Origin of the sequence: Sulfuricystis multivorans (assembly GCF_003966565.1) — a bacterium.
In the GTDB taxonomy this organism is placed as follows: Bacteria; Pseudomonadota; Gammaproteobacteria; order Burkholderiales; family Rhodocyclaceae; genus Sulfuricystis; species Sulfuricystis multivorans.
Genome location: NZ_AP018718.1, coordinates 2045069 through 2058592, shown reverse-complemented (window position 1 = coordinate 2058592; position 13524 = coordinate 2045069). Strand labels below are relative to the sequence as shown.

At 62.0% G+C, this 13524-nt stretch carries 14 protein-coding genes; 13 read left to right on the top strand and 1 reads right to left on the bottom strand.

Annotated elements, in window-relative coordinates; translation table 11 throughout:
- Position 1: 1 nt before the first annotated feature.
- The 9 genes from EL335_RS10290 (at position 2) to EL335_RS10255 (ending at position 6886) form a co-directional block, all read left to right on the top strand.
- Positions 2-610 carry a sugar transferase gene (locus EL335_RS10290; protein WP_126446631.1) on the top strand — a complete coding sequence of 203 codons (609 nt, stop codon included), beginning with the start codon at positions 2-4 and terminating at the stop codon, positions 608-610.
- Positions 607-1254: a NeuD/PglB/VioB family sugar acetyltransferase gene (locus EL335_RS10285; protein WP_126446629.1), complete on the top strand. Its 648-nt coding sequence runs from the start codon at positions 607-609 to the stop codon at positions 1252-1254. The genes EL335_RS10290 and EL335_RS10285 overlap by 4 nt, the downstream gene beginning before the upstream one ends.
- A gap of 9 nt (positions 1255-1263) precedes the next feature.
- Positions 1264-2436: a DegT/DnrJ/EryC1/StrS family aminotransferase gene (locus EL335_RS10280; protein ID WP_126446627.1), complete on the top strand. Its 1173-nt coding sequence runs from the start codon at positions 1264-1266 to the stop codon at positions 2434-2436.
- Between the two features lie 10 nt (positions 2437-2446).
- Complete coding sequence (locus EL335_RS14505) at positions 2447-2575, top strand: hypothetical protein (protein ID WP_284155331.1); 129 nt, start codon at positions 2447-2449, stop codon at positions 2573-2575.
- 116 nt (positions 2576-2691) lie between these two features.
- On the top strand, positions 2692-3135 hold the full coding sequence (locus tag EL335_RS10275; RefSeq protein ID WP_126446625.1) for a DUF4143 domain-containing protein: 444 nt from the start codon (positions 2692-2694) through the stop codon (positions 3133-3135).
- 32 nt (positions 3136-3167) lie between these two features.
- Positions 3168-4379, top strand: a complete 1212-nt coding sequence (locus tag EL335_RS10270; protein ID WP_126446623.1) for an ATP-binding protein — start codon at positions 3168-3170, stop codon at positions 4377-4379.
- 8 nt (positions 4380-4387) lie between these two features.
- Entirely contained in the window at positions 4388-6325 is a 1938-nt protein-coding gene (locus tag EL335_RS10265) for a polysaccharide biosynthesis protein (protein WP_126446622.1), read from the top strand.
- A gap of 58 nt (positions 6326-6383) precedes the next feature.
- Positions 6384-6665, top strand: coding sequence for a BrnT family toxin (locus EL335_RS10260; protein WP_126446620.1), 282 nt, complete (start codon positions 6384-6386; stop codon positions 6663-6665).
- Between the two features lie 11 nt (positions 6666-6676).
- Positions 6677-6886: a BrnA antitoxin family protein gene (locus tag EL335_RS10255; protein WP_126446618.1), complete on the top strand. Its 210-nt coding sequence runs from the start codon at positions 6677-6679 to the stop codon at positions 6884-6886.
- 73 nt (positions 6887-6959) lie between these two features.
- Here the strand turns inward: EL335_RS10255 and moaC are convergent, their stop codons facing one another.
- Positions 6960-7442, bottom strand: a complete 483-nt coding sequence (gene moaC, locus EL335_RS10250) for a cyclic pyranopterin monophosphate synthase MoaC (protein ID WP_126446615.1) — start codon at positions 7440-7442, stop codon at positions 6960-6962.
- A 55-nt stretch (positions 7443-7497) separates the two neighbouring features.
- Between moaC and EL335_RS10245 the strand changes: the two genes are divergently transcribed.
- From EL335_RS10245 to aprA, 4 genes are all read left to right on the top strand, one after another.
- Positions 7498-8955 (top strand): beta-barrel assembly-enhancing protease, encoded by a 1458-nt coding sequence (locus EL335_RS10245; protein WP_126446613.1) that lies wholly within the window; start codon positions 7498-7500, stop codon positions 8953-8955.
- A 649-nt stretch (positions 8956-9604) separates the two neighbouring features.
- On the top strand, positions 9605-10828 hold the full coding sequence (gene sat / locus EL335_RS10240; RefSeq protein ID WP_126446611.1) for a sulfate adenylyltransferase: 1224 nt from the start codon (positions 9605-9607) through the stop codon (positions 10826-10828).
- 125 nt (positions 10829-10953) lie between these two features.
- A complete protein-coding gene (aprB, locus tag EL335_RS10235) occupies positions 10954-11427 on the top strand; it encodes an adenylyl-sulfate reductase subunit beta (RefSeq protein ID WP_126446609.1) in 474 nt (157 codons plus the stop codon).
- Positions 11428-11450: 23 nt separating this feature from the next.
- Complete coding sequence (gene aprA / locus EL335_RS10230) at positions 11451-13481, top strand: adenylyl-sulfate reductase subunit alpha (protein WP_126446607.1); 2031 nt, start codon at positions 11451-11453, stop codon at positions 13479-13481.
- Positions 13482-13524 lie beyond the last annotated feature (43 nt).

The window sequence follows — 13524 nt, the reverse complement described above, 5'->3', positions numbered from 1 at the left end:
GATGAAACGAGCATTCGATATCGTCTTCGCCTCCATCTTGTTGTCGCTCATGGCAGCTCCAATCGTGGTGTTGGCTGGGATGATCCGGTACAAATTGGGGAAGCCAGTGTTCTTTCGCCAAGTCCGGCCCGGGCTCCACGGCAAACCCTTCGTGATGATCAAGTTTCGTACGATGACGGATGCACGGGGGCCCAACAGCGAGCTATTGCCTGATGCCCAGCGTCTGACACCATTTGGCCGGTGGCTGCGCGCTACCAGCTTGGACGAACTGCCCGAACTCTGGAATGTGCTCAAGGGCGACATGAGTCTCATCGGACCACGGCCGCTGCTGATGGAATATCTGCCGCTCTACACGCCCGAGCAGGCGCGGCGACACGAGGTCCGCCCGGGCATCACGGGTTGGGCGCAGGTGAATGGCCGCAATGCATTGAGCTGGGAAGAGAAATTCAAGCTGGATGTGTGGTATGTGGACCATCACAATTTTTGGCTCGATCTCAAGATTCTCTGGCTGACGATCAAGCAAGTGCTGGCGCGAGAAGGCATCAGTGCGAAAGGGGAAGCGACCATGCCCAAGTTTACAGGCGCCTCTACGAGCGAGGGAACACAGTGATTCGCGTGGCGGTTTATGGTGCGAGTGGCTGCGGGCGTGGCGTGATGCCGCTGGCCCGGGCCCAATGGGCAAAGACCGATGCGCCTTACGAACTCGTGTTTGTCGATGACCAGCCGCGGGGTCAATCAATCAATGGGCATCGCGTGCTGACTTATGCCGACTGGCTGGCCCAGCCCGCCGAGGAACGCTGGGTCAGTATCGCGATCGCCAATGGCACTATCCGCGAGCGGCTTGCCCGGCGATGCGCAGAAGATGGGGTGCGTTTTTTTGAAGTACGGGCGGAGAGCGTAGTGCAGATGGATGATGTTTTGCTTGGCGAAGGCGCGATCCTCTGCCCCTTTGTCACGCTCACCAGCAACATCCGGATTGGCAAACATTTTCAGGCGAATCTCTATAGCTACGTCGAACATGACTGCGTGATCGGCGACTATGTCACGTTTGCGCCAGGCGTGAAATGCAACGGCAATGTGGTGATCGAGGATCATGCCTATATCGGTGCCGGGGCGATCATCCGTCAGGGGAAGCCCGGAGAGCCCCTTGTGATCGGGCGGGGCGCGGTAGTCGGGATGGGTGCAGTCGTGACAAGGAGCGTGCCGCTAGGCGTGACGGTGATTGGTAACCCTGCACGACCGCTGATGAAGTGAAGGTTTGACATGCTTGAGACGGGTTTTACACCTTGGCCAAATTACACGGAAGAAGAAGCACAAGCCGTCCGGCGCGTGTTGCTTTCCAACCGGGTGAATTACTGGACAGGCACGGAATGTCGGGCGTTTGAAAAAGAGTTCGCTGAATGGGTTGGCACCCGTTACGCCATCGCGCTGGCGAATGGGACGGTGGCGCTGGATTTGGCGCTCAAGGGGCTCGGAATAGGGCCTGGTGATGAGGTTATTGTGACGCCACGGAGTTTCATTGCCAGCGTGTCTTGCGTGGTAAATGCTGGGGCAACACCCGTATTCGCGGATGTGGACCGTGACAGCGGTAATCTTACAGCTGAGACGATTGCCACGGTTCTGTCACCACGCACGCGTGCAGTGATCGTCGTGCATTTGGCTGGATGGCCGGCAGACATGGATCCCATCATGGAATTGGCAAGTCGGCATCATTTGAAGGTGATCGAGGATTGCGCACAGGCGCATGGTGCCCGCTACAAAGGTCGCAGTGTGGGGAGCATAGGCCATGTGGCCGCCTGGAGCTTTTGCCAGGATAAGATCATGACGACCGGCGGTGAAGGGGGCATGGTCACCACCGACGATGAAAATCTTTGGCGGGATATGTGGGCATTCAAAGATCATGGCAAAAGTTATGCCGCCGTGTATGAACGCAAACATTCGCCAGGCTTTCGCTGGTTGCATGAAAGTTTTGGCACAAATTGGCGCATGACCGAGATGCAGGCGGCGATCGGGCGTATTCAGCTACGGCGCATGAATGCCTGGCATGCAGAGCGCATGCGCAACGCCAACGCCATCTGGGAAGCCGCGCGTCGTTTGCCGGGTTTGCGTGTGCCGAGATTGCCAGAGGAAATAGAACACGCGGGCTATAAATGCTACGTCTATGTCGAACCGCAACGGCTGCGACCAGGATGGAACCGGGACCGTATCTTGGAAGAAATCAACGCATTGTCGGTGCCCTGCTATGCAGGCTCCTGCTCGGAGGTGTATCGCGAGAAGGCGTTCGATGACACCCCCTGGCGGCCTTCGCAGCGCCTTCCCGTGTCGCGGGAACTCGGCGAGACCAGCTTGATGTTTCTCGTGCATCCCGGGCTTACGAGGGATGAGATTGGCCGGACCTGCCTTGCATTACGCGATGTGATGCATCGGGCGACATAGCGGCATCGACATGTCGCAGCCCGAACGGCTGGCAATGACCGATGCCCAGATGCTCGCGCGGCTGGGGCCCGCCGATTACTTCCGCTATCTCGTGCTGACCGTGTTGGGCAAGGGTGCGGGCGACCGGGTGCGGCAATAGTGCCATCTTGCCAGCGCCGAGATTCGCGCGAAGTGTGGACAGCCGACCACACTGCCTTGATCAATAGTTGGAAAAATGCAAGGTAAGCCTTGTAAAAATACTAGACGACCCTGGCAATGCTAAGCTGCTGCGATGGATTCGTCTTTCGAACGTCCTTTCGTCGCCCGCTTGCAGGCGCGGTTGAACGAACCTGCGCCGTTGATCCAGGTGTTGGTTGGCCCGCGCCAAGTCGGCAAGACGACCGGGGTGCGCCAGTTGCTGTCGCGCTGGCGGACCCCGAGCAGCGTGGGCGGGTCTTTGAGCTGGCGGTGGGGGCGGAAGTGATGCAGCTGCCAGGCGAGCTGTTTTACTGGTGGGAGAAGAACGCCGAGGTCGATTTCGTCTACCGTCATCAGGGCGAGCTGTATGCGATCGAGGTCAAATCGGGTAGGAAGAAATCTTTGCGGGGGCTGGAGCAGTTCATGAAGCAGTTTCCGCACGCCAAGCCGGTGATCGTCACCCCGGAGAATTTCGTCTCGTTTTCTCACCAGCCGAAAAAATTCCTGGCCGAGCCTTGTTGATTTGCTCAGTGTCCTGAGCAAAAATACTCAGTATGGAGAGTAAATCTTCGGGAGCATTCCAGCGCCCGCAGGCGGCCATCCTGGCTGCGCGACTCAACGAGCCGCGTCGCTTCATACAGGTCGTGGTGGGGCCGCGGCAGGTGGGCAAAACGACGCTGGTGCAGCAGGTCGCAGCAATGATGCCGCAACCGGTGCGTTACGCCAGCGCCGATGAGCCGACGCTGCGCGGCAGGGAATGGATCGCCCAACAATGGGAGGCGGCGCGGCTTGCCATTGCCGGCAGGGAAGACGCGGTGCTGGTGCTGGATGAAATCCAGAAAATTCCGGCCTGGTCGGAAACCGTCAAACGCCTGTGGGACGAGGATAGCCGGCTCGGGCGGCCGCTGAAAGTGGTGCTGCTCGGCTCGGCCCCCTTGCTGATCGCGCAGGGACTCACGGAAAGCCTGGCCGGACGATTCGAGACGCTCGTGCTGGGGCATTGGACGTTTGCCGAGATGCGCGGCGCGTTCGGCTTCGGGCTGGAGGAATACCTGTTCTTTGGCGGTTATCCGGGCGCTGCGGCATTGATCTCCGATCCAGCGCGCTGGGCGCGCTATGTGGCCGATAGCCTGATTGAGACCTCGATTGCGCGCGATGTCCTGCTGCTGACCCGTGTGGACAAGCCCGCGCTGCTGCGCCGCCTGTTCGAGCTGGCCTGCCGCTATTCGGGGCAGGTGCTTTCCTACACCAAGATGCTGGGTCAGCTGCAAGACGCCGGCAATACCACGACGCTGGCGCATTACCTGAGCTTGCTCGCCAAAGCGGGCATGGTCTGCGGTCTGCCCAAGTTTGCCGGGGATGTCGCGCGCAGTCGGGGCTCCAGCCCCAAGCTACAGGTGCTCAATACCGCACTGATGACCGCCATGACTGGTCTCGGTTTTGAAGAGGCCAGGGCCGATCGCGAGTTTTGGGGGCGGCTGACGGAATCCGCCGTCGGGGCGCATCTGGCCAATGCCGCACTCGCCGGCGAATGCACCGTGTATTACTGGCGCGAGGGCAAACAAGAGGTGGATTTCGTGGTGACGGCCGGGCGGCGCATCGTCGCCATCGAAGTGAAAAGCGGGCGCACCCCGCGCGCTCACGCCGGCACGGCCGCTTTCGTCAAGGCGTTCAAGCCGCAGCGCGTGTTGCTGGTAGGGGGAGACGGTATCGCGCTGGAGGATTTTCTGGCGCAACCGGTCGGCCATTGGCTGCGTGACCGATAGGAATCAACATGCCTTTCGTCAAAACCACCCAACTCCTGCTCGATCTGCCGCGGCCGGCGAAACGCCTCGTGGCGCTGGCGGTGGATGCGAGCCTGTGCGTGCTGACGGTCTGGTTGGCGTTCTATTTGCGGCTCGACGAATGGGTGCGCTTCTTCGGCGATGATCAATGGAGGCCACAGTGGGCGGCGCTCGGCGCTTTGGTATTGGCGCTGCCGATCTTCGTGGTCACCGGCCTCTACCGCGCGATCTTCCGCTATGCCGGGATGCAGGCCTTGCTTGCCGTGGCCAAGGCGATGTTCGTCTATACGCTGCTTTATGCGGCGCTTTTTACGGCGATCGGCGTGCCCGGCGTGCCGCGCACGGTGGGGCTGATCCAGCCTGTGTTGTTGCTCGTCGCCGTCGGCGCTTCACGCGTTTTCGCACGTTACTGGCTGGGCGAGCCGTATCAGAACATCCTGAGGCGAGCGGCTTTGCCGAAGGTGTTGATCTATGGCGCCGGTAGCGCCGGCCGGCAGCTGGCGGCGGCGCTGGCCCATAGCCACGAAATGAAAGTGGTCGGTTTTCTCGACGACGACCAGCACTTGCAAGGCGGTGTGATGAATGGTCTGCCGATCCATGCGCCGGACGATCTGCCGACCCTGGTCGCGGCGCAGCAGATTCACGACGTGCTGCTGGCGATCCCCTCTGCGAGTCGACGCCGTCGCAATGAGATCCTCGAGCGGTTGCGGGTAGCGAAGGTCGCGGTGCGCACGCTGCCGGGCGTGGCCGACCTGGCCAGGGGCGAGGTGCATGTCTCTGATCTGCGCGAGCCGAACATAGACGATCTGCTCGGCCGCGAGCCGGTCGCGCCAGAACCCGGTTTGCTCGAGCGCAACATCCGCGACAAGGTGGTGCTGATCACTGGCGCGGGGGGGTCGATCGGCAGCGAGCTGTGCCGGCAGATCGCGGTGCTTTCCCCCCGTCGTCTGCTGCTGGTGGAGATCAGCGAATACGCGCTCTACCAGATCGATCGCGAGCTGCGCCATCTGTCCCCCGGCTTCGAGCCGGTGCCGCTGATTGGTTCGGTCGCCGATGCTGAGCGCATGGGGGCGATCTTGTCTTCCTTCCGACCGGAGACGATCTACCATGCGGCGGCTTACAAGCATGTGCCGCTGGTCGAGCACAACATCGCAGAGGGCATCCGCAACAACGCGTTTGGCACGCTCAACCTGGCCAGCCTTGCGCGCGAGCATGGAGTGGCCGATTTCGTGCTGATTTCCACCGACAAGGCGGTGCGGCCGACCAACGTGATGGGTGCGAGCAAGCGTCTGGCGGAGCTGATCTTGCAGGCGCTCGCCGCGCAAGGCGGCATGACGCGCTTCACGATGGTGCGCTTTGGCAACGTGCTCGGCTCTTCGGGCTCGGTGGTGCCCTTGTTTCGCAAGCAGATCCGGGATGGCGGGCCGGTGACATTGACCCACCCCGAGGTGACGCGCTATTTCATGACGATTCCCGAAGCGGCGCAGCTGGTGATCCAGGCCGGCGCCTTGGCCGGGGCAGCCAACGAGAGCGGCGCTGTTTTCGTGCTCGACATGGGCGAGGCGGTGAAGATCATCGAGCTCGCCCGGCGCATGATCGAGCTCTCTGGCCTGACGGTGCGCGATGAGGCGAATCCGGATGGCGACATCGAGATCGCGATCACCGGTTTGCGTCCTGGCGAAAAGCTGTATGAGGAGCTTCTGATCGGCGATGATCCGCAGCCGACGCTTCATCCGCGCATCATGAAGGCGCGCGAGCACTTTCTTTCCTGGGCCGAACTCGAACCCCGCCTGGCCGCGCTCGAAGCGGCCCTGGCGGCCAATGATGCGCCGGTGATCAGGCAGCTGCTCGCACAGATGGTATCGGGCTATCAGCCGACCGAGGCGATCGCCGATTTCGTGCATTGTGCGAAGGCAGTGCTTGCATGATCCATTGCAGTTAACCGTATCGATTGTGCAATAAATACATTGCAACTACACTTGTGTAATGAGCGCATTACGTTTCGAGTGGGACCAACGCAAGGCTGCGGCCAACGTCAGGAAGCATGGGGTCACGTTCGAGGAGGCGAGGTCCGTCTTCTACGATGAACGCGCCAAGCTCATCGACGATCCCGATCATTCAGAAGACGAAGAGCGTTTCGTTCTGCTCGGGCTCAGTTCCGCTTTGCGGCTCCCGGTTGTCTGCCACTGCTATCGGAGCGACGGCGGATCGATCCGGATCATCTCCGCCCGCAAGGCAACGGCCAATGAAGCAAGATTCTATCGATGAAGGTATTTGAAATGCGTAAAGAATATGACTTTTCCACCGCCCGGAAAAATCCCTACGCTTCCCGACTGAAGAAGCAGATCACCATCCGTCTGGATGAAGAATCGATCGAATATTTCAAGGCGCTTTCGGAAGAGGTCGGCATCCCTTACCAGAGCCTCATCAACCTGTATTTGCGTGACTGCGCGCTTTCGCACCGCAAGCCGAATCTAGACTGGAGGTAGGCGAAATTGGCTTGACCGATTTCGTGTATTGCGTCCAAGAGGAGGAAACAGAAGCTCGGTTCTGGCAGGAGGCTTACCCTGCCTGCCAGTGCCCTGATTTGCCGCCGGCCTTTTCCAGCAGGCGCACTTCCTCGATGACCATGCCGCGATCGACGGCCTTCACCATGTCGTAGATGGTCAGCAGGCCGGTGGCGCAAGCGGTGAGCGCTTCCATCTCGACGCCGGTACGGCCAAAGGTCTCGGCGGTGACGGTGCAGGTGACGCTGCTGGTCGCTTCATCGAGCGTGAAATCGGCGGCGACGCGGGTGAGCGCGATCGGGTGGCAAAGCGGGATCAGATCGGCGGTGCGCTTGGCGGCCTGGATCGCCGCGATCCGGGCGACGCCGAGCACGTCGCCTTTCTTGGCCGAGCCGGACTGGATCAGTTCGAAGGTGGCCGGCTGCATGCGGATGCGGCCGGTGGCACGAGCCAGCCGCGCCGTCTCGGCCTTGGCGCCGACATCGACCATGTGGGCCTGGCCGGCGGCATCGAAGTGAGTGAGAGGGGAATTGCTCATATTTGCTTGCACTTTGCCGAAGGGAACCAGAAGAGAGCGCCGGTATCATAGCCTGATGCGAGCGATCCTGTGGTTCTGCCTTTTGCTTCTGTTGCCGGCGGGAATGGCTTCGGCCGACGGCTTGCCCGATCTGGGTGAATTGGAACGCAGCGGCCTGTCGCTGCCGGCCGAGCGGCGGCTGGGCGAGAAGATCATGGCCGAGATCCGGCGCGATCCCGACTACGTCCATGATGCCGAGATCGCCGACTACATCGACCGTCTCGGCCAGAAACTTGCCAGCCATGTCGAGGGGGCGCGTAGCGGCTTCGAGTTCTTCGTCGTGCGCGATCCGATGCTCAACGCCTTTGCGCTGCCCGGCGGCTTCGTCGGCGTGCATACCGGGCTGATCCTCGCCACGCGCAGCGAATCGGAGCTGGCCGGCGTGCTGGCGCACGAAATCTCGCATGTGACGCAAAGCCATCTGGCGCGCATGTTCGGCGCCCAGAGCCAGGCGCAGCTTGCCTCGCTGCTCTCGCTGGCGGTGGCGCTCTTGGCGGCGCGCAGCAATCCGGACGTGGCGCTGGGCGCGGCGGTGGCCGGGCAGGCGGCAGGCATCCAGCGGCAACTGAACTATTCGCGCGATTTCGAACGCGAGGCGGATCGCTTCGGCCTCGATCTGATGGAACGCGCCGGCTTCGATACGCGCGGCATGGCGAGCTTTTTCCAGCGCATGCTGCAATTCGGCCGCCTCTACGAAAACAACGCGCCGGCCTATCTGCGCACCCACCCGCTGACCACCGAGCGCCTCACCGACATGGAAAACCGTATCGCCCAACGGCCCTACCGCCAAGTGCCGGACAGCGTCGAATTCGGCCTGGTGCGCGCCAAGATCCGGGCCTACCAGGCAACACCCGGCGATGCGGTGGCCGATTTCGCCGCCCAGCTCAAATCCGGCAAATACGCGCGCGAGGCCGACGTGCGCTTTGGTCTCGCCCACGCGCTGCTGCGCGACGGGCGGCTTGCAGCGGCGGAAGAAGAACTGGCGGTCTTGCGGCGGCTCAAACTCGAATCGCCGCTCATCGAAAGCCTCGCGGCGCAGATCCGCCTTCAGCGCAAGGACACTGATGGCGCGATACGCATCCTGCAAGAGGCGGCGCGGCGCTTCCCGAACGCGCGCGCGCTCACCTACGCGCTGATCGAAGCGAAACTCGGCGCAGGCCTCGCGGCACAGGCGCGTGACGCCGTCGCCATCGCGCGCCGGGAGCTCGCGCTCACGCCCGGCGATGCGCGCCTCTATGCACTGGAGGCGAAAGCCCATGCGGCGCTCGGTGAGCACTTACGCGAGCACCGCGCACAGGCAGAAGCCTATCTCGCCGAAGGCCGGCTCGACGAGGCGATCATGCAACTGGAACTCGCCCGCCAGGCCGGCGACGGCGATTTCTATGAGCAATCCGAAGTGGATGCGCGCCTGCGCGAATTGCGGCAGCGCAAAATGGAATTGCAGCGCAATGAGCGGGGGAAAGACCCCTTCTAGCGTGAAATACAGAGCAATGAGTGCCCCAACTCAAGTTTCCTCGACGGCAGCCAACCCTCGCGGCGGCATGCCGCGCACAAAGTCTTTCCGCCGTAGGGGTAGGCCTTGTGCCTACCCGTCAACTCGGCCATAGGGCGGGCACAAGACCCGCCCCTACGTGGGCGGGCACAAGACCCGCCCCTACGTGGGCGGGCACAAGACCCGCCATAGGGCGGGCACAAGACCCGCCCCTACAAGATGTGGGCGGGTGTTCGTTTCTGCGCATGGGGTTTCATGCCTTCGCGGGTGGGCGTGGCGATCATGCGCGTCGATCTGGATCAAAAGGCCGTTGTAAAGCTACTGCGATGGGCATTCTTCGGCGTTACGCGGTGCTCGCTCCCTCGCATTTGATATGTCTTGGTCGCTGCGCACATGCGCCTTGCCTGTGGCCCTCCTCGCGACGGTTTTCAATGGCCTGCCAATCCCGCTCGAATTGGCGAGCCTTATTGTTCAATCAAAAATTAGCATCATTGCATCGAGCGCGAAATGCTAGCCTTCGCATGTCGCATTGAAGGCGGCAGGCGGGCATCGCGCAGGCGCTTTTCGGGCGCAGCGGAGCCTGGCCGTCCGGGTAACCATTCGAATAACACGACTCAAGGAGGTTTAAGACATGGCGTTGGTCAATCCCCATGGTGGCGGAGCGTTGAAACCGCTGCTGCTCGAGGGCCAGGCTCTCAAGGACGAGCAAGCGCGCGCCGCGACGCTGCCGAAACTGAAGGTCACTTCGCGCGAGGCCGGCGACATCATCATGATGGGCATCGGCGGCTTCACGCCGCTCGACGGCTTCATGACCCACGCCGACTGGCAGGGTGTGTGCGACGGCATGAAGATGGCCAACGGCCTGTTCTGGCCGATACCGATCACGCTGTCATGCGACGAGGTGTTCGCCGATGGCATCAAGACCGGCTCCGACATCGCGCTGGTCGGCAAGAGGCTCGACGGCAAGGAAGAGATCCTCGCCACGATGAAGGTCACCGAGAAATACAAGATCGACAAGTCGCACGAGTGTGCGATGGTCTATAAGACCACCGACCTCGAGCATCCGGGCGTCAAGATGGTGATGGCGCAGGGCGACGTCAATCTCGCCGGCCCGATCAAGGTGCTCTCCACCGGCGGCTTCAAGGAGAAATACGGCGATCAGTTCATGACGCCGGCCGAGACGCGCAAGAAGTTCGAGGAAATGGGCTGGTCGCGCGTCGCCGCCTTCCAGACCCGCAATCCGATGCACCGCTCGCACGAGTATCTGGCCAAGATCGCGATCGAGACGATGGATGGCGTCCTGATCCATTCGCTGCTGGGCAATCTCAAGCCCGGCGACATTCCCGCCGAGGTGCGCAGCGAGGCGATCAAGGTGCTGATCGACAACTACTTCGCGCCGAACACCGTGATCCAGGCCGGTTATCCGCTCGACATGCGTTATGCCGGCCCGCGCGAAGCGCTCCTGCATGCGCTGTTCCGCCAGAACTACGGCTGCTCGCACCTGATCGTCGGTCGCGATCATGCCGGTGTCGGCGATTACTACGGCCCGTTCGACGCGCAGAAGATCTTCGAGCAGATTCCGAAGGGCTCGCTGGAAACCCAGAACCTGAACATCGACTGGACCTTCTGGTGCAAGAAGTGCGGTGGCATGGCCTCGCAGCGCACCTGCCCGCACACCAAGGAAGACCGCATCCTGCTGTCGGGCACCAAGGTGCGCGCGATGCTCTCCGAAGGCCAGGATCTGCCGGTCGAGTTCTCGCGTCCGGAAGTCGCCGCGGTGTTGAAGAAGTATTACGCGAGCCTCGCCGAGCACGAGAAGGTCAAGGTCGAGCTGAAGGGTCACTCGGCCGCGTAAGGGATTTGGAGCGCCGCACCCGCCGGAAGCGGATACGCGTAACGCTGCCGGCCAAGGTTGGGTGCGGCTCTAAATGGACCGCTGATGCGAAGCAGCGGATTGTTAGCTAACAAGGAGAAGAGGTAATGCCTACATTCGTTCGTACCGAAAAATGCGATGGCTGCAAGGGTCAGGACAAGACCGCCTGCATGTACATCTGCCCGCACGACCTGATGAAGCTCGACAAGGATGGCACCTACACCGGCCATGCGATGAAGGCTTTCAACCAGGAGCCGGATCAGTGCTGGGAATGCTATTCCTGCGTCAAGATTTGCCCGCAAGGTGCGATCGAAGCGCGTCACTATGCCGACATCGTGCCGCTGGGCGGTTCCGTGCAACCGATGCGCGGTTCCGACTCGATCATGTGGACCATCAAGTTCCGCAACGGCAACGTCAAGCGCTTCAAGTTCCCGATCCGCACCACGGCCGAGGGCTCGATCGATCCGTACGGCGGCAAGCCGCTGCCCAAGCTGGCCGACCTCGACCAGACCGGTTCGTTCACCCGCGACGTGATGGGGGGCTTCCGTGCCGGCAATCCTGCCGAACTGATCCGTAAGTAATTCAACGCAGCGAGGAAACTGACATGGCTGGAACATTCGAAAATCCCGAAATCGTCCAGGAAGAACTGGACATCCTGATCGTCGGCGGCGGCATGGCGGCTTGCGGCTGCGGCTTCGAGATCATGCGCTGGGCCGAGGCCGTCAAGGCCGAGACCGGCAAGGAACTGAAGATCAAGCTGGTCGACAAGGCCGCGCTCGACCGCTCCGGCGCCGTGGCGATGGGTTTGTCGGCGATCAATACCTACATCGGCCCGCGTCAGGACCCGGCCGACTACGCGCGCATGGTCTCCAACGACCTGATGGGCATCACCCGCGACGACCTGGCCTATGACCTGGGCCGCAACGTCGATGACTCCGTGCATCTGTTCGAAGAGTGGGGCCTGCCGATCTGGAAGACCGACGCCAACGGCGTGCGTCACGACGGCGCGGACGCGATCAAGGAAGGTCTGCCGGCGCTCAAGGATGGCGGCGAGCCGGTGCGCTCCGGCAAGTGGCAGATCATGATCAACGGCGAATCCTACAAGTGGATCGTCGCCGAAGCCGCGAAGAAGGCGCTGGGCCTGGAGCGTATCCAGGAGCGCGTGTTCATCGTGCATCTGATCAACGACAAGAACGATCCGCACCGCATCGCCGGCGCGGCGGGCTTCTCGGTGCGCGAGAACAAGATCTACATCTACAAGGCGAAGGCGATCCTGGTCGCCGCCGGCGGCTGCGTCAACCTGTTCCGTCCCCGTTCCGTCGGTGAAGGTCAGGGCCGCGCCTGGTATCCGGTGTGGAACGCCGGCTCGACCTACGCGATGGCCGCCGAGGCCGGTGCCGAGCTCACCATGATGGAAAACCGCTTCGTGCCCGCCCGCTTCAAGGACGGCTACGGCCCGGTCGGCGCCTGGTTCCTGCTGTTCAAGGCCCGTGCTGCCAACGGTTACGGCGAAGACTACATGGCCAAGAACAAGGACCTGCTCAACGAGTATCCGCCCTATGGCCAGGCCGCCGTGCCCGCCTCCTGCCTGCGCAACCACCTGATGCTGAAGGAAATGAAGGAAGGCCGCGGCCCGATCATGATGGATACGGTCACCGCGCTGGCCAAGCTGCGCGAGACGCTGACGCCGAAGGAAGTCAAGCACCTCGAAGCCGAAGCCTGGGAAGACTTCCTCGACATGTGCATCGGCCAGTGCGGCGTCTGGGTCGGCGAGAACATCGAGCCGGAGAAGAAGAACTCCGAGCTGATGCCGACTGAACCATATCTGCTCGGCTCGCACTCCGGCTGCTGCGGCATCTGGGTGTCCGGCCCGACCGACGTCGGCGCGCCGACCGCGAACGATCCCGAGCTGCCGGGCGTGCCCGAGCACCTGCCGCGCGGCTGGAACTGGGGCTACCGTTCGATGACCACCGTCAAGGGCCTGTTCACCGCCGGTGACGGCGTGGGCGCTTCCGGCCACAAGTTCTCCTCCGGCTCACATGCCGAAGGCCGCATGGCCGCCAAGGCGATGGTCAAGTACTGCCTCGACAACGCCGATCTCAACCCCGAGTTCGACGAAACCCCCGAGCAGATCGCCGAAGCCATCTGGAAGCCGGTCCGGAACTTCCTCGAGCACAAGGACTACACCACCGCGATCGACATCAACCCGCACTACATCACGCCGCGGATGCTGCAGTTCCGTCTGCAGAAGATCATGGACGAGTATGTCGCCGGTGTCGCCACCTACTACAACACCAACGACGTGTTGCTGAAGATGGCCGAAGAAAAGCTCGAGATGCTCAAGGAAGACGCCCAGAAGATGCGTGCCAAGGACCTGCACGAGTTGCTGCGTGCCTGGGAAAACTACCACCGCATCCTGACGGCCGAAGCCCACATGAAGCACATCCAGTTCCGCGAAGAAAGCCGCTATCCCGGCTTCTACTATCGCACCGACAAGAACTTCATCGATGAAGAGAACTGGCACTGCTTCGTCAACTCGATCTACGACAAGAAGACCAAGAAGTGGACGGTGTTCAAGCGCCGCCACGTCGACCTGGTCGACAAGTCGAAGCTGTTCAAGCAAGCTGCCCACTGAGCATTGACGGGTAGCCGCTAGAATGCAGGCCGGCCGCCTGAGG